Origin of the sequence: Bacillus sp. Marseille-Q3570, assembly GCF_946151055.1 — a bacterium.
Classification (GTDB): Bacteria; Bacillota; Bacilli; order Bacillales; family Fictibacillaceae; genus Pseudalkalibacillus.
Window position 1 is genome coordinate 189,297 of the sequence record NZ_CAMGYZ010000005.1, and the last position, 17,501, is coordinate 206,797.

Sequence of the window (17,501 nt, forward strand, 5' to 3'; positions counted from 1 at the left end):
TTTTCTTTATTAGTTGAACATTTGTGGCCCGTTCATCATCATTCCTTGAATACGTGTTTGGATTTCTGTCATGATGCGTTCCATTTCTTCAGGGCTCATTTCCGCGACATTCTCCCCGTCTTCAGTAACATTCGGGAATTTCAGATTTTTAGTAAACTCGGTTTTGCTATCATAATCGAACGTCACATTGATCGGTGCGCCGAGTCCAGAATCAACTTCCAATCCAAATTCGCCATTTGATGCATATGTGCCGTTATCAAGGTCATCTGTCACTTTACGTGTAAAATGCCCTTTCAATGGAGGGATACCAGAGTTGTCGGGGTCTTCGATTGCCGCTTCAAATTCAGCTTTCATGTCCTCTGGTGTGCCTGAGATTTTTGCACTAAAATTTGCCCCGCTGACTTTTCCAGCTTCAGCAAAGGCGAATGTTCCAGTGATATCACGTGTAGCGGCATCGCCTTCACCTTTTTCACCTTTGATTTCAACTAGCATTTTTCCATAGTCTTGCTTTTCACCGTTTTCTGGGAAGACATTGATCTCCCATTTTCCGTCAGTGATGAGATCGTCTGAACGTAGTGCATGGCTGGAATAGTCAACGACAACGAGCTCTGATTCAGCCCCGATTTTAAAATCAACGTCACGCTTGACGATCACTTCATTTTTGTCGATCAGGACAACGCTTTTGAAGCCGTCAGGGATTTTCACTTGATCGATGTTGTCGGATGCTTTTTTCAGTTCTGTCTGGATGGTTTCTTTCATATCAGTGGTTTCCATACCTGGAGCAGTGAACACTGTGTTGCCGTTAGCTTCGATGAGGAGGTCAAGTAATTCTTCATCTTCTCTGACTTTATCGATCAAAGCTTTCAGGATGTCTTTTGTTTCTTTTTCAGAAAGTTCAAGTGTAAGTTGTGTGTATTTGTTCCCTTGGAATTCGACTCCACTTTTTTCGGTTACATTCTCGTCCTTGATTTTATCGAGAAGGAATTTCCCGTATTCTTCAGCTTGCTCTTCATACTTTTCCTGGTTTTTCATTGCTTCGAGCTGCATTTTTACAAAATTATCAATCTGCTCAGGACCCTGGTAAGCGGGATCGAACTTCTTCATCACTTCGCCAAACTGGTCATTGTTCAAATAAAGGTAGTTGTTATATAGAAGCGGGACATTCAATCCTGTCAGATCCTCAGATTGATAAGCTTCTGCTTTAATGAATTCTGTTCCGCCCATGCCGGCTTTCAACTCAGCAAGCCCTTCATTTTTCTCAGGGTTGAGTTGTGCGGACATGCTCAAATTCACGTCATTAAGTATGGATGCAAACATCGCCATGTTCGGGTCGATCGCTTGAAGTCCATCGATGCTCTTAAGACCTAGTGTCAGTGTTGATTTAGAAGGCTCTTCCATCATTTTTTCATTGACATCTTTGTTGACCGCAAATGTCTTATTGAAGGATTCCTGTGTTTGTTCCATTGTATTTTTTTCAGCTTGAAAGTACGTCTCTTTCGGTGTTAGATTGAAAAACATCGCATATACGGTTGCACTGATTCCAAGTAAAACGATCACTGCAAGTGAGATCAGAATCGGTTTTTTACTTTTCCCCGGTTGTTGCGACGGTTCGATTGAAGCGGCTGTTTCATTTTTTCCTTGATTGTAATCCATCTTTGTCCTCCCATTAAGTATGTATTATAAGACTATGAATCTCCTGTCCAATAAATACGGATAAGCCCTAGAATAGTTTCTGTAACATTCGACATATTTAAGGAAATTCTTTGAAAAATTATCACACTTTACTAATCCTACACCGTACCACAACCCGTTTCAACCATATTTTTTCAAAATAATAAGGAAAGGGAAATTTTACTAAATTTATCCCTTGAAACATTACCATTATGCCCAATCAAGAAGCATAGAATACTAGTTTAAAAAACCTCTGTACCTGGCACGACAATTTAGCCCTTGTGCCGTAAGGGATTTCAGAAAGTGCCAGGCACCGTTTAGGAATTCAGTGATACCAATGGGTTTGAAACGGTGCCTGGCACGCAAACGGCACACAAACACAAAAAAGACCTCTGTGGAGCAGAGGTCGGTAAAAGGTTTTACCTATTTTGGGCGTAATCATCATAGAAGGATGCTAGAAGATCAAGGTTTCTATTGAATCCCATATATAGATTACTGTATTGGCGTTCAAGTGTAAATCTTGAGTTGCTGTTTGAATAAATGAGATTTTGAATTTGCTCTTCAAGCGCTAATGTATCTTCCAGTAGCAGCCTCAGGAAATCATCCGCGTTCCTTTCATACGACTCTTTGAAAGCCAGCTCAATCAGTAGCTCTCTCGTTTCTACAATTTCAAACAACAAACTATCCAGACGATGTTTCGTAATTTTTGACCGCTCATCGCTTAAAAAGCTGTCCTCTTCATACATCTCAATTATGTATTGGATTCTTTCATTGGTAAGATCATTTTGATTACGCGAATTTTTATTGTACTTGCTCTTAAAGCGATTCAAATCATCTTTATACTGTTCCACCACGACAGGATCAGGATTATAAGTAAAAGATTTATAGATACTTAACTGTGAGAATGGGAAAAACCAAGTAATACCAGCGATGATGATTATACAAAATATAAAAAAATCTTTAGTGATTTTCTTCAACGGATATCCCCCTTAAGTCCCTGTTTCCATCACTTAACCAATATTAACAAACAACTTAAATATTACCAATACATAGAAAATCTTTTCTTATTAGTGTACCAGGCACTGAAATTCAGTCTTAGGGCCACAAGGGATTTCATAAGGTGCCAGGCACCGTTTCGGATCCCTTGGTACCATTGGCTTCGTAAACGGTGCCTGGCACGCATATCGGATAAGCTTCATCGCATAAAGTGAGTTAGACCGAGCAATAGAGGGCTTTTCCGACCCAGACAGGCATGAAGCAACCGAGTCCAAGTCGAACGATCAGTGAAAAAACTACGGGAGGGATTCGGATGAAAAAGGTTTTGCCTGGAGCACTCGCTGCTGGATTTGTCATGACAGTGGGAACAGAGGCTTATGCACATTCCGGAGAAGAGGTGATCGAGAGCGCAAAGAAATTCCTGGGTACGCCATACAAGTATGGTTCGGCAGTAGGGAACACGTCCAGTTTTGATTGTTCTTCTTTTACCGCGACGGTTTTCCGTCAGCATGGTGTGAAGCTTCCGAGAACAAGTCGAGCTCAGGCTAAAGTAGGTAAATCCGTCCGGAGCGGTGATCTCCAACCAGGGGATCTTGTCTTTTTTGATACAAATTTTAACGGAACAATCAATCACGTCGCGATCTATGCCGGCAACGGAAAAATGATAGGAGCTCAGAGCAAAGGTGTCGGCTATGCAAATCCGTTTTCCCCTTATTATTGGAGCGACCGATATGTAAAAGCGAGAAGAGTACTCCCTGATTCCGGGAACGTCGAAAACACCCCGACCCTTACAGTCGTAAAAGGAAGCAAGGATCCCGAGAAAACGAAAGAAGTCCAGGTAACCGTAAAATCGATCCGTTTCCATACTGTCAGAAAAGGCGATACGCTCTGGGAAATCAGCCGACGGTATAAAACAGACGTCCAGACGTTGAAAAAGTTGAATGACATCAAGTCGCATTGGATTTATCCCGGCCAGACCATTCAGCTTCCAACCAAAGAAAAATCAAGGGATGTCGTCGTTCGTTCCTACAGCATGTACAATATCCAAAAGGGCGATACACTATGGGATATCGGTCAAAAATATGGTGTCACTGTGGAAAAGCTGATGAAAGTCAACAAGCTAAGTTCTTCGCTCATTTACCCAGGGCAGCCGTTAATGATTTCCAAATAAGCCTTTATAAGAATACTTTCAAGAAATTGCGGGTAGTCAATTACTAGAGATTACCCGTAACTTTTTTCTTGCATTTAATTCTTCAATATAAGGACAACTAAGGCTCAGCCAGCGCAAAGGTTTGGCTTTACCAAGTTTACTTTAGGAGGTTTATCATGACAGTAATAGACAACGTATACATCTACCGACCAGATGTAAAAGAGGACAAGCAAATTCACCACATTGACATTAAAGATGGAAAAATTAAAGCGATCAACAGGGGCAGAGCGGATTCACGAATTGATGATATCATCGATGGCAATGGGGCCACGGTGACGGCATCTTTCAACGACACCCATATGCACCTGCTCCGGTACGGTCTCATGAAAAAAGAGCTCGACCTTCGAAAGGTGACTTCATGGCGGGAAATGAAAGAGATCGTACGCAATGAATACAATGAAAAAATGATGGAAGAACACGATTGGGTCATCGGTCGTGGTGTCATTGACGATCAATTTGAAGATATAGACCACCCTTTGACTGCAAAAGAATTGGAAGAGCTAGAGTATGAGAAACCGATGTTCTTTTTACATGATGATGGACACGAATGCATCGTGAATGAAGAGGCGTTAAAAATACTCCGTAAAGAGCCGGAACTTGAAAAATATCATGACCGATTCATCGAAAGAGATGAAAATGGCAACTGGAACGGTCGCTTCAAGGATACGGCGGTCCACTTCATCAAATACCATTTCAGGAACAAGACGGAAGAGGAGACGTACGAAGCCATCGAAGACGCGATCCCTCATCTGCTTGAGCATGGAATCACTTCGGTCCAAACTGATGATGTCAATTTTGCGGGTTCCTTCGATCAAGTGTGGCGTACGTATACGGACCTTGAAAAAGACGGGAAGCTGCCAATCAGAGCCCAGCTTCATCATTACATTTACGCTGTGGAGGATTTGAAAAACTTTCTGGAGAACGATGAAAAACGTACCGGTGATGGAACCGACAGAGTAACAGTTGGTGCTTTTAAAATCTTCCTCGACGGGACCCAGCGGTTGCATACTGCAGCACTTCGGGAACCTTATCATGATAAACCGGAAACTGACGGTGAGCTGATTTACACCCAGGAAGAATTGAATGAAATGGTGAAAACGGCGGATGAAAACATTATGCAGGTTGCGATGCATGCCATCGGAGATCGTTCCGTTGAACAAGCCCTTAATGCGATCGAGCAAGTGGGTGCGATGAAATTGCGCCATCGGATCATTCACGCGCAGGTTTTAGCGCCGGACCTACTGGAGAGACTACAGAAAATCAAGCCTTACCTCGAGATCCAGCCTAATTTTATGATGGATGAATATGATCAGACAGCGGACTGGGTCGGAAGAGAGAGGGAAAGGTACTGTAACCCATGGAACACAGTAGATCAGATGGGAATTCCGTACACTGGAAGCTCTGACAGTCCAATCGGTGAACTTTCGCCGCTCGTGAATATTTTTGCCGGAGTAAACCGGACCGATGAAGACGGTAACCCAGAAGGCGGATGGCTTCCTGATGAGAGACTGCAGCTTGATAAAATGTACAAAGCTTACACCGAAACAGGAGCTTATCTCGATTTTCAAGAAGATAAGAAAGGGAAGCTTGAAGAAGGGTATGTAGCAGACCTCGTCCTGTTATCGGACCATCCGGCGGAAGTTGATCCGAAAAATTTGAAAGACATCAAAGTTCTAGAAACCTGGTTCGATGGAGAAAGAGTATATAAGAGGTAAGCTGAAGGGTCTTCCTTCGAATCAGGAAGGCCTTTTCCATTTTTAAATTGAAACCTTTCGCAAAGATATTCGTATATTGTTAAATCGAATATTTAGGAGTTTAGTTTATGTACAATTTTTCAGTTTTTAATAAGGAGAGACGGATGAGGAAAGTCCTTTTATTAAGAAAGGGAATGCTGCTTATGTTAATTCCTTTAATAGGAATGGTCTCAGATATTCATTTTCTGCTTGCAGTCTTCTCGCTTCTTGGGTTAGATATTGGACTTCTTTGCCTATCAATTTTTGTTTTTATCAACTGGAAAAATGGGGTATATCTTTCAGAATCCAAAAGAAAATCATTGAATACTGCTATCCTTTTCTTTGGATTCTTTTTGTTATGCTTATATCACTTACCTGATTACATAAAAGATACACCGCTTTACATAAATGGAGAAATCGAGCGGGTTGAAGGGATACCGACTTCTGTGGAAAAAGGTTATAAATTCAATGTCATCAATTCAATCACTTTAAAAGGTGAAGAGTACGACGTCGGTAATATAATCGAGGAAATTCCTTATGAATACCGCAACAGATATTTTGTCATTTATTATCTGCCTAATACTGGATTTACAGTCGATTATGAGATTCATGATATTTTAAAAGATCGTCCTTGAACTTCCTAAGTTACATTATTACACATTATAAAGGTCCCCCTTAGAAAAGGAGGACTTTTTCGGATTACTTTCTATTGGGCAACTCCAGCATCACACCAATCATTTCATCCTCTGGAAAGTTCCAATAATGACCTTCTACACCTAATTTCATAGCTTTTTTGTAGTATCCTAATTCATAAAGTACTTCTGATTCTTTTTTGAAAAGTAATTTGTATTCAGGTGATACAAAATCCATGGTCGTCGTTGAGGATGTTTCAGCAGTTTCTAATTTTTGAGCCAATTCAGAGATGAACTTTTTATCCGTAATGGTTTCGATTCTTTCATCGCTTTCCCATAGTAATACCTCAATACTAGTAACTCCGTTAGGTTCCTGGATACATGATGTGATTATAAAAATGAAAGCAGTAAGGAGAGTGAGCAACAATTTCTTCACAAAGTCCATCCCCTCTCTTTATTTAATGAAACGAATCGTCAATGGAAAGCGGTAGTAGTTGCCTTCACTTGCTCGGATCGTTCCAATGATCATGAAAATAAGATGTAAGATCACCACGATCGGAAGTAGAGCGAAGCCAATAAGGATTATCATTAACGCTCCAGCCACAAGTCCATATATGAAGAAACTGATCTGAAAGTTCAATGCCTCTTTACCGTGATAATCGACATAGGCATATTCATCTTTTTTAAGTAACCAGAGCAGAAGCGGCCCTATGATGAAACCGAGCGCTGCTGTCAAATAACCTGCAAAAGCAGCTAGATGGACATACATACCCCAATTTCTTTCTTCCTTGGATAGTTCACTATTATGATCCAAAATAATCGCTCCTTTCTATTAATGGGCAACAGGTGTACCAGGCACCGTTTTGAAACCCTTGATAAGCTTGAGTTTTTGATCGGTGCCAGGCACCATTTCAAACCCCTTGGTATAACTGCTTTCTTAAACGGTGCCTGGCACCGAATCGAAGCAGAAGCGGTGCTGCGGACGTTATCCGATTACTTCTACTTCGTCTTCATCTTTGTCTTTTCGTGCGGCACTGATCAATAGGATGATTGCTGTAATAGTGTGCATGAACCAGCCTATAAAAGGGATCCAGGCTATACATGAAGTGATGATCCCAAAAATGCTTCCAACTCGTTGAAACCCGATTTTCGCTTCCTTGTTTACATATACAAGTGTAACAATATGAAGCCCTAACATCACAAACAACGGGATGTACCAATTCGCTAAGACGAATGTCCCTCCAATAAACGGGATCGCAAGGAAAGCTTCACACCCTCCGGTCACCCACTGAAGAACTTTATATGTTTTCATTATATTTTACGCTCCTTTTTCTAACAATTAACCTCTACATAACTATATACGGTTCACTTATCAAAAGGTTTTCCTTTTTTCTTTAAAATAGCAAAAAAAGATTTGTTATGAAAATCATTGATGTCAAATGAATACAAGTAGGTGCTATGATAAGATGAAGAAAGCGACATTACTTTAGAATGAGATTCAGAGGGATGGAAATGAAGAAATTATTACTTTATTGGGGACCAGTTCTAATATGGATGGGAATGATCTTTTATTCTTCATCCCAACCATACAATGATCAAGATATCAAACCAATGCTCCTTGATACTGTAGAACTAGGATGGGTATCAATTTATTTTTCTGAACTGACTTTTAATTATGCTGGTGAAGTAGTAAGTGTCAATCGGCTAGGGGAAGCGGGATACATAGAGTTTTTCATCCGAAAAGGTGCTCATGTGACGGTATATTTGATTCTGGCCATCTTCATCTACCGGGCAATAAGAATCACCATAAAAACAAGAAAACCAATCCTTTTTTATTCATGGCTTTTGACAAGTATTTATGCTGCTTCAGATGAGTTCCACCAGGGGTTCACCGTGCAAAGATCTCCTCATGTCGAGGATGTTATGTTAGATAGTGCAGGAGCAATTTTAGGAGTAATATTGGCACACCAGCTTATATATAAAAAGCCCGAAAACAGAAGCAGTCACAACGCATTACAGAAAAAAATTGACCTTGGTAATGTGAAAAAGTACCATTGAACATAGTTGAAAGTTAGGGGGAAAACTGTATGGATAGAAAGATTAAAGTCATGACGATCTTCGGGACAAGGCCTGAAGCGATCAAGATGTGTCCGCTTGTCCTTGAACTGGAAAAACATCCTGATGAGATTGAATCGATCGTAACGGTAACAGCACAACATAGAGAAATGCTCGATCAAGTATTGGAGATATTTGAAGTAACTCCCGATTATGATTTGAACATTATGAAGGCTCGCCAAAGCTTAGTCGAAGTAACGAACAAAGCTTTAGAAGGCTTGGATCGGGTCATGAAGGAAGCGGAGCCTGATATTGTCCTCGTACATGGTGATACCTCGACCACATTCGTGGCGAGTCTTTCGGCGTTCTATAATAAAATTGAGGTAGGGCATGTGGAAGCAGGTCTACGCACATATAATAAGCATTCTCCTTACCCCGAAGAGATGAATCGTCAGCTCACAGGTGTTCTTTCTGACTTGCATTTTGCACCGACAAAGCAATCAGCAGCAAACTTGATCAATGAAAATAAAAAAGCCGATTCAATATTTGTGACAGGTAATACAGCCATTGACGCACTTAAGACAACTGTTACCGATAACTATACTCATCCGGTCCTTGAAAAAATCAACTCTAATGAAAGACTCGTACTGATGACTGCCCATCGTCGGGAAAACCAGGGTGAACCTATGAGGAACATGTTTTCGGCTATCCGGAACCTTGTTGAAACCCACAAGGATATCCAGGTCGTATATCCTGTCCATCTAAATCCAGTTGTACGTGAAACAGCTGACGAGCTTTTAAGTGATCATCCAAGAATTCATTTGATTGAACCTCTTGGAGTAGTAGACTTCCATAACTTTGCCTCAAGAGCACACTTGATTCTCACTGATTCTGGGGGGATTCAAGAAGAGGCACCTTCTTTGGGCGTACCAGTCCTGGTTTTAAGAGATACAACAGAACGTCCTGAAGGAATTGAAGCTGGCACATTGAAACTCGCAGGTACAGATAAAGAGGTAATATACAGCCTGGCGAATACACTCCTAACTGATGACGAAGCGTACAAGAAAATGTCTAGAGCATCAAATCCTTATGGAGATGGGAATGCTTCTAAACGAACTGTAGAAGCCATCCTCTATCATTTTAATAAAAGAACAGAACGACCGGATAGCTTTGACGTAATCTAAATATGAAATGGACCTGAATCAATGAATGATCAGGTCCTTTATCTATTATCTTGTACTTTTCATGGGAGTAATACTTGATGTCTCGAAACTTGCATTCTCAAAAGCGTGTGGAACTTGACTATAAATCTTCCATTCCCCATCAATCATTCGTAAGAAGTATATCCCACTTGTTGAATCATCGTTTTCTGTTTCTCCCGTTGAATTAGGAGGGGTGACCGTTACGTCATAAGACAGATTAGACAAGTCTACCGTTGCCATCCTTGTATTCTTGGAAATAACATTCATCTCAGGTGTCCCTACTTGTTCAAATGCGAATTTATATCCATCGTATTCAGTTAAATATAAGTACAGATCAGTCACATCTGTCACCATTGCATGATAAAAACCGAGTGTATATTGATCAAATATCGGATACGTTGCTCTATAATCATTTGTCTTCAATTTTTCATAGACAGCATTTTCATGATTGAGAACAAGATCAGTCAACTCTGAATCGGAAGGTAAATCTACCATTTCCAAATGTAAAGCTACGATCAGCATCTTAGAGGTTTCTGCCCGGGTCGCTGTGTCCTTTGGGAAGAACTTTCCATCGTATCCATTAATGATGCCGACACTGCTCGCTTGATCGATGTATTCTTTTGCCCAGTTATTTTTTACGTCGCTGAATGTCATCGGTTCACCTGAAAAATCCACCGTTTCTCCAAAGGCACGGACAATCATGGCTGCCAATTGTTCTCGAGTGATGAATTTATTAGGCGCAAACTCTGTATCAGTCACACCATTTACAATACCTAGAGAGCTTGCAATTTGAATTTCTTCATATCCCCAAAAACCTTCAGGAACATCGCTGAAAGTTTTACCTGCTTCTGTTGATTCTAGGTCTAATGAACGGACAAGCAATGCTGCAACTTCTGCACGAGAAATATTCGTGTCTGGTTTCGCATAAAGATCTCCATTTAACTTTACGTAACCTTTCATGATATCAGCGTCAATCAATTGCATCATATATTCAGCTGCCCAATGATCGGGATTTTCTGCCAAATCGATTGGAAGATAGTTGCTCATATTACTCGCATGCACATTTGAAATCGGAGCAACTACAAATAAAGTTATAACAATACATAAAAAAAGCTTTTTCATTCTCTCTAACCCCCTGAAATTAGTCACATTTCCAATTTTAAGGTGTTTTCTGATAGATATCCTATGCGTTTTTTACTATATATGAAAAACAATATACCTAATTATTTACCTTATAATCCCAATTCAACTCTGTTGGATCACCATAACGTGTCAAGGTATAAACATCACCTTCATTATTAATGTCCCATCCTGAATCATCAAAAATTTCTAATCCGCCTGGTGCATATACTTTTAATTGTTGTAAACCACCATCCAATAGGGAAACTTCAGTTTGACCGTTATTATCACGAACACCTACTGGTATATTTGATCTCATGATATGAGGCTTTGTATTTTTTTCTGTATCTAAAGTCAGTTTCGTTTTCCCAAAGCCTTTGAAATACAAGGTCGTACCGTCATACATATAGACCGATGAGTCTGTATTAAATAAGAAACCTTTATATTTTTCACCCATTTCAACCTTGTAGCCGATTGCATTTTGATAGTTTCCAGCAAGTTCTTCAATCGATTCATCGGCGTTTGTGGTGATATATACACTATGATGCAGTTTACGGCGTATCCAGTTCTGAGCGTCATGCCAAACCTTTTCAATCGGGTTATATTCTAATGTCGATTCTGCTTTATAAGTGGAAAGAATGCTCTTTGCCATGCGATCTTCAGTTGTAAAATTGTAATCATGCACAAGTCTGATTTGATTTAGAAGTTCAACTTTTTCAGTAAGCGTATTGGTCTCGTCTTTCCTTAAGATATCATTGCCGATATGCAATTGATGACTAATTGGTAGATTAAAATAGCTGTACATCTCGTAAGCGCTCTTATACTTCGAAATATCTGGAGCAGGATTGTTGATTATGAAGTTCTCTACACTCTTTCCTTTCATCAATGGAAATGGTATTACCCAAAGGTATTCTTGATCTTGTGATGGTTTCCCCGGTGTATGGGGAGGTTTAAACCCTGAGTTCCACCAAATCCCCTCTTGTTGTTCAGAATTGAATGTTTGCGTGTGCTTTTCCTGGTTAATTTCCCACTCATGTTGATTTGCACCAATTTGATTCCAAGAAAGACCATAGAAGTCAAATGCTTTTTTGTGTAGCTGAATCTCTGTTTTTTCTTGTTCTATAGATTCATAGTTGTGAACGAAAATATGGGGTTCAATCTTGATGTGGTGTTCCTTTGCATACGCTAAAGAATCTCTCAATTGCTGCTCATATTTAAACTCATCAGAATCGATTGGGACTGCATTTCCATAAATTAATTTTCCCGTCACTAGATCTGGTTGCTCATCTTGATTCAAATCTGCTATTTCCGGCACAGAATAACGACCACCCCACAAGCGATTGTTGCCGAATGCATTAAAGCGGTCACCTTCGAGATAACCTTGATCAGCAAGTCCATCTGATGTCAGTTCAAATCGTTTGATATACCCTTCCTTCATCCCAAGCAACAGGTCTCTTTTATCGTCAGCATTTAAATCGACCAATTTGGGTGCAGCGAATCCTCCGACATTGATATAGTTGTTTTCAGTGTCTTTTAAAATCACTTTTGTCGACGAGAAGGTGCGCTGGTTGTCGTTTAGGTCTCCATCTAGCATATAGACATGTCCACTTGCTGTGCCGACAATAAGGTCGTCCGCGCCATTATTATTGATGTCAGCTATAGCTGGGGCAGAGTGAGTATGTATAGCGTTCGGTTTTACGATTTCTTCAGGTGCTTCAAAAGTAAAATTACCACTGTTGATAAAGGTTACCACAGCTCCAGATTCCATTCCTACAACTAAGTCCAAATATCCATCATTATTCATATCATATAAAATAGGGGACGAATAATTACCAACATCGATATTCTGACCAGTAACCAATTTGATAGTCGTCCCTTTCTTTGCTGCATAGTTCTCATCTGCAATTTCCCCTTTGTAGAAAAGGAGTTGTCCGTTACCACTACCTGATACAATATCTAAGATTCCGTCTTTGTTGACGTCTTTGAAATCAACATAAGCACGGTAAGGAAGTTCGATATCCTCGCCCAGATTTTTATGCTCTGGATATTGAGCCCCCTTTAACGTTTTGCCTTCACTTTTCACAGTGTGGCCTGAAGTATATGTAGTATCGGAAGAATCACCCGTAAACGCTGGTGTATCAGCGGTTCCGACGTTTGGATGATATGAAATTCCCTCACTCCATACACCCTGCTCATGCGCTTCCCGAACAAGAGAATAAGAGGGGATTTGATTATATTGTTTTAAAAAATCAATCCCTTTTTCAATAGCCCCTTCTTTAATGGAACTCGTTGAATCAATGTAATTTTGTACAGCCATGGCAGGTCGGCCATTCGGTCCAAGCACTTTAGAGACAGAGTATCCGTACATATCTTTAGCTACATATGATAAAAATTCATTTCGCAGTAAAAAGTTCGAAGTTGCGAATGTATAATTAAAAAATTCCTGATTTTCCGCTTTCGGTTTCATATCAAATGATGTAATGAATGATTTATTAGGGAGAAGGGAGCTTGAAAAGAACACATTCCCTTTCCCATATTCATTGATGGTATATAAAGATAGTCCATCTGCCACCACTAAAGATTTTGCTTTAGAGGGGATAATTCCTTTCCCCAGCGTAAGGGAGGAAAGTTCTTCCTTGCTATAGTGTTGGTTTATACCCTTAAAAAAATGCTTAAGGAAATTCTGGATACCTTTTTCATCCTCGCTTAACTTGGGATAACGAGGTGCAATTGGAAAGCTTTTGATGTCTTGAAAGGATTCAGCGCCAATAAACTCTTTGGAAAATTGATTATGAAATTGGTTTTCAAGGAATAAGTACCCGCCTTTTTCCACAAAATTCATTAATGATTCTTTGGAAGACCTGAAGGATGAGGTACTGATTATTGAGGGGTCTAAATAAATGATTTCATAATTTGACAGGTCTACAGAACTTAGAACATCTATTTTCATAGAATCAATCGTCGTGTTTGTTACGAATGAGTTCTTCATATTTTGATAGGTTTTAAGATACTCATCAGAATCCTCATTATAAACGACCAGGATATCGATGGTCTGAGGCTTAGAGTTACTGATTGTCAGGAAAAAAACTTCAAGGACCAAAACCACGATTGTAAAACTTATGATTAATTTCTTCATTTAATCCAACTCCATTGGTGATAAGTGATTAATTATGTAGGGACATTTTGTAAAAACTGCAACTTAAGTGTACCCGGAAAAGGGAAAGTAGAGCAATAACCACTCCTAAGTTTCAGGATAAAATTGACACGATTGTCAGATTGTTTTACATTACATAGAGCAATTAATAGTAGATTATTTATAAGATTTTTGGCTTTGTTATACTTTATTGTTGCTCGCTTATCCCGCAGGAGTGTCGCAAATTTCGCTTCTTTTTAATGTAGTCTGGAATTAACAGTTCTTTAATCAAAGTTAAATAGAAATTAAGGATGGTAGAATGGATAATTTATTGAAATGGTTGAAAAAAACAAGTCTATCTTTGGTTGTATACAGTGATTATCTCCTTTTTGTGTTCCTGATCATGGTGAAGTTATATGTATTTGCAATCATGACAGAAACGATTTTCGTACCTCAAGGTGCTGTTGGCTATATTAAAGATGTCCTTACATTCCTCATAAGCGACACACCCGAGAAGAACTTACGCGCTGGATTAGTGATGGTGAGTTTCGGTTCGATATTGATCGCATCATTCTGGACATTACTTTTTAAAGGAAAAAAACGCTGGATCAGTCTGCTGGTTTTAGATGGCTTGTTGACTTTCATTATTGTGGCTGATGCAGTTTATTATCGATACTTTGAGGATATCATTTCATCAACCGTTTTGATGCAATTCAAGCAAGTCAGTTCACTTGGGAGCAGTATTTCGAATCTCTTCAGTTGGTCGGATCTTCTGTTTATCATAGATTTGATCATTTTGATACCAGTCGTCATTTTAGCAATCAAATGGTCAAAAGGAAATTTGCGTTCATCGATCTGGATGCGGATCACTACCGCAATCATGGCACTTATGATCGGAATTTTTTGTGCATACTATCCGATAAAAGTGTTTCTTGGATTCGGGGGAAGCTGGTTATTTGAAAAAACGTTATCGAATATGCGTGTTTATGATTTGACTGGTCTACTAGGGTTTCATGGATATGATACCTATCGTTTCATATCAGAATCATTAGATAGTCAAACCGTTACGGCTGAGCGGAAGGATGAAATACAGGATTGGTTCCTCAAGCATCAAGAAGTATTGAGTACTAAATCCGATTATTATGGAATCGCAGAAGGAAAGAATGTCATCATCATCCAGCTGGAAGCTTTCCAATCCATGCTGATTGATGAGAAAGTAAATGGACAAGAAATTACGCCGAATCTTAATAAGCTGAAAAAAGAAAGTCTTAATTTCACTAACTTTTATGATCAAACGGCAAGCGGACGTACTTCCGATGCTGAATTTCTATTGAATACGTCACTCTATCCCTTGCCTTCTGGTTCAGCTTATATTAAACACTCTGGTAATGAATTCTCGTCTACACCTGCTTTATTTAAAGAAGAAGGATATTCCACTGAAGCTTACCATGCTTACAAACCGAGTTTTTGGAATCGTTACATCATGTATCAGACGCTTGGCTTCGATGAGTTCAATAGTCTGGATGATTTTAAGGAAACAGAGACGATTGGATGGACGATATCGGATAAGGCATTCTTGAATCAGTCAGCTGAAATGATGGAACAGCAAAACAAACCTTCCTATTCAATGTTGATCACCCTAACCAGCCATTATCCTTACGAGTTTCCGGAAAAACACAAAAAAATGGATCTAACCGGTTTAAATGATACGACCTTTAAAAATTATCTCCAATCTGCTCATTATGTGGATGAAGCAATGGGTAAATTCATACAAAAACTAAAAGACCAAGGTGTTTGGGATGATTCGGTTGTTATGTTATACGGCGACCATGACTCCGGTTTGATGGCTGAAGACGGTGAAATGGCAAAATTCATGGAAGTGGATAAGAATAAGACCGAATATCTAAAAGAAAAAGAACGCTTACCACTGATGATTCGCTTACCTGATGGAGAGAAGGCAGGGACGTATGAAAAAACAATGGGACAAATCGATTTAGGTCCGACTTTAATGCATTTATTAGGCATCGATATGAGTAAAGAATATATGATCGGGACGCCTGCTTTTGTCGAACATCAAAATCCAGTGGTCTTTCGCTCTGGTTCTTACATAACGGAGGAAGTCGTATATCAAGCATCAATCGATGGCGTTTTTGATAACGGAAGCTGTTATGACTTAGAGTTGAAAGAAAAGATTAATCTAGTCAATTGCCAGGAACCATATGAAAAAGCTGTCAATCAGCTGCAAATGTCTGATCAAATATTAGGAAGTGATTTGATCAGGGAATATCGGAAAAGTGAACAATAAAGAAACAGGACCGAAGAAATCGGTCCTGTTTTTTGCCATCAAGCTCTTTCTAAACCAGATTTATAAGGCGTTACTTTTGGCATTGCACCGAAAATGATCCAAGACCAGCTAAGTCTCTTCAAGAATAAGTTTACAATCCAGCCTGATACCAACAATTCTGCTAAAAACGCTCCACCGACAGTCAATGAATATTGGAGTGGCTCCCCTTCGTAGGGAATAAGGTACGTATATGCACGTAAAGCGAAAATGTGGATTAAATAGATTCCAAAAGAGAGCACGCCGAGATGAATCAAAGTATTAACTAACTTTGCAGATGCAAGGTGGAAAATATAATGGGAAATCACGATCAATACGATGGCAGAGAGGAATGTATGTGCATTCCAAACCCCTTCGAACATGAATTGTGGTAGTTGTCTCTCTTCGATTCTTGTAACATACCACATCCATATATGGGTACCCGCAACACCAAGCCATATACAGACCAACACAGCTTGATACATGACGGATTGAAATTTGTTTTGTTTCAACCAATCCATGATTTGCTGATAATAGATACCCAGGAAAGCCCCGGTAAAGTAAAAGGAGAAATAAGAAAATGCAATACTGCCTTTCATTGGGATTTGTAAGTAATAATGGTTTAAAATAACGAACGCCCATTGAGAAGCAAACCCGATCAACACCAAGTATTTACAGAATGAAGGGAACTTTTTCAATAACCAAAGGAAAAGCGGGAACATCAGATAAAGCTGTACACTGATGAACACGAAATAAAGATGACCTTCAGCTTTTCCGGTCAACATACTAATGATAAATGATTTAACAGCTTCTTTATCGACTCCCTGGAAAAAGGGATAGTTCGAAAATGGTCCAAAAAAGTAAGCGACCGAAAAAAGCGCATAAGGCAAAAGGATGTATAAAAGTCTCCGTTTATAAAACCTTCCTATCAACTTCCGATTCAACGAGCGATGATAATATGTATAAAATAAAACAAAACTGCTTAATAGGATGAACGTCGTCGTTCCAAACTTGAAGAAGACATTCATGAAATGGAAGCCTTTTGATAGATTTGGATCCGTAATCAGTGTAACGGGAGTGGCAGTGGCATGAACGATAAGGACGCCTATGATTGCAATCGCTCTCGTAATATAGATTTCGTGTATTTGTTTTCTTCGTTCCATTTCATACCTCTTTTCTTTCTTAAATTGTGTATATAGAAAAGTTCGTTATGCTCCTTTTACAGTTGAGGGTTCTTAAGAAGGGTTTACACAACCTTTACATTTTAAGAACATACTTCCATCCATTCACTTTTCTTACAATCAATAATTTCCAAATAGTTATTTTGATAGAAAATTATCCTACTATTGGTCCAACTTTCAAATATTCGAATATTTTTCCAGTTAAATATGATAAAATTGTCGTAAATTCATGTTTAATAGGGGGAAGTA

At 39.4% G+C, this 17,501-nt stretch carries 14 protein-coding genes; 6 read left to right on the forward strand and 8 right to left on the reverse strand.

What is annotated here, in order from left to right; translation table 11 throughout:
* Nucleotides 1-9 precede the first annotated feature (9 nt).
* The gene (locus N8M93_RS10715; RefSeq protein ID WP_261131718.1) at nucleotides 10-1,653 is read right to left on the reverse strand and encodes a DUF6583 family protein; all 1,644 of its coding nucleotides are present in this window, start codon (nucleotides 1,651-1,653) and stop codon (nucleotides 10-12) included.
* 437 nt (nucleotides 1,654-2,090) lie between these two features.
* Nucleotides 2,091-2,648, reverse strand: a complete 558-nt coding sequence (locus N8M93_RS10720) for a hypothetical protein (protein ID WP_261131720.1) — start codon at nucleotides 2,646-2,648, stop codon at nucleotides 2,091-2,093.
* Between the two features lie 332 nt (nucleotides 2,649-2,980).
* On the opposite strand from N8M93_RS10720, the gene N8M93_RS10725 reads away from it, so the two are divergent.
* The 3 genes from N8M93_RS10725 (at nucleotide 2,981) to N8M93_RS10735 (ending at nucleotide 6,245) form a co-directional block, all read left to right on the forward strand.
* Nucleotides 2,981-3,838, forward strand: coding sequence for a LysM peptidoglycan-binding domain-containing protein (locus tag N8M93_RS10725; RefSeq protein ID WP_261131721.1), 858 nt, complete (start codon nucleotides 2,981-2,983; stop codon nucleotides 3,836-3,838).
* Between the two features lie 155 nt (nucleotides 3,839-3,993).
* Entirely contained in the window at nucleotides 3,994-5,592 is a 1,599-nt protein-coding gene (locus tag N8M93_RS10730) for an amidohydrolase (RefSeq protein ID WP_261131723.1), read from the forward strand.
* Nucleotides 5,593-5,735: 143 nt separating this feature from the next.
* Complete coding sequence (locus N8M93_RS10735) at nucleotides 5,736-6,245, forward strand: hypothetical protein (protein WP_261131724.1); 510 nt, start codon at nucleotides 5,736-5,738, stop codon at nucleotides 6,243-6,245.
* A gap of 64 nt (nucleotides 6,246-6,309) precedes the next feature.
* Here N8M93_RS10735 and N8M93_RS10740 read toward each other — a convergent pair whose 3' ends face one another.
* From N8M93_RS10740 to N8M93_RS10750, 3 genes are all read right to left on the reverse strand, one after another.
* On the reverse strand, nucleotides 6,310-6,678 hold the full coding sequence (locus N8M93_RS10740; protein ID WP_261131725.1) for a hypothetical protein: 369 nt from the start codon (nucleotides 6,676-6,678) through the stop codon (nucleotides 6,310-6,312).
* An 18-nt stretch (nucleotides 6,679-6,696) separates the two neighbouring features.
* Entirely contained in the window at nucleotides 6,697-7,056 is a 360-nt protein-coding gene (locus N8M93_RS10745) for a DUF4870 domain-containing protein (protein WP_261131726.1), read from the reverse strand.
* Between the two features lie 171 nt (nucleotides 7,057-7,227).
* On the reverse strand, nucleotides 7,228-7,554 hold the full coding sequence (locus N8M93_RS10750) for a hypothetical protein (RefSeq protein ID WP_261131727.1): 327 nt from the start codon (nucleotides 7,552-7,554) through the stop codon (nucleotides 7,228-7,230).
* Between the two features lie 200 nt (nucleotides 7,555-7,754).
* Here N8M93_RS10750 and N8M93_RS10755 point away from each other — a divergent pair, with 200 nt between their 5' ends.
* Together N8M93_RS10755 and wecB are read left to right on the forward strand one after the other, a co-directional pair.
* The gene (locus N8M93_RS10755; protein ID WP_261131728.1) at nucleotides 7,755-8,300 is read left to right on the forward strand and encodes a VanZ family protein; all 546 of its coding nucleotides are present in this window, start codon (nucleotides 7,755-7,757) and stop codon (nucleotides 8,298-8,300) included.
* A 29-nt stretch (nucleotides 8,301-8,329) separates the two neighbouring features.
* On the forward strand, nucleotides 8,330-9,481 hold the full coding sequence (gene wecB / locus N8M93_RS10760) for a non-hydrolyzing UDP-N-acetylglucosamine 2-epimerase (RefSeq protein WP_261131729.1): 1,152 nt from the start codon (nucleotides 8,330-8,332) through the stop codon (nucleotides 9,479-9,481).
* A 45-nt stretch (nucleotides 9,482-9,526) separates the two neighbouring features.
* On the opposite strand, the gene N8M93_RS10765 is transcribed toward wecB, so the two are convergent.
* Nucleotides 9,527-10,621, reverse strand: a complete 1,095-nt coding sequence (locus tag N8M93_RS10765) for an S-layer homology domain-containing protein (protein WP_261131731.1) — start codon at nucleotides 10,619-10,621, stop codon at nucleotides 9,527-9,529.
* A 97-nt stretch (nucleotides 10,622-10,718) separates the two neighbouring features.
* Complete coding sequence (locus N8M93_RS10770; protein ID WP_261131732.1) at nucleotides 10,719-13,568, reverse strand: VCBS repeat-containing protein; 2,850 nt, start codon at nucleotides 13,566-13,568, stop codon at nucleotides 10,719-10,721.
* Between the two features lie 502 nt (nucleotides 13,569-14,070).
* Between N8M93_RS10770 and N8M93_RS10775 the strand changes: the two genes are divergently transcribed.
* Nucleotides 14,071-16,056 carry an LTA synthase family protein gene (locus tag N8M93_RS10775; protein ID WP_261131733.1) on the forward strand — a complete coding sequence of 662 codons (1,986 nt, stop codon included), beginning with the start codon at nucleotides 14,071-14,073 and terminating at the stop codon, nucleotides 16,054-16,056.
* Nucleotides 16,057-16,094: 38 nt separating this feature from the next.
* Here N8M93_RS10775 and N8M93_RS10780 read toward each other — a convergent pair whose 3' ends face one another.
* Nucleotides 16,095-17,234, reverse strand: coding sequence for an acyltransferase (locus N8M93_RS10780; protein WP_261131734.1), 1,140 nt, complete (start codon nucleotides 17,232-17,234; stop codon nucleotides 16,095-16,097).
* Between the last annotated feature and the right edge of the window lie 267 nt (nucleotides 17,235-17,501).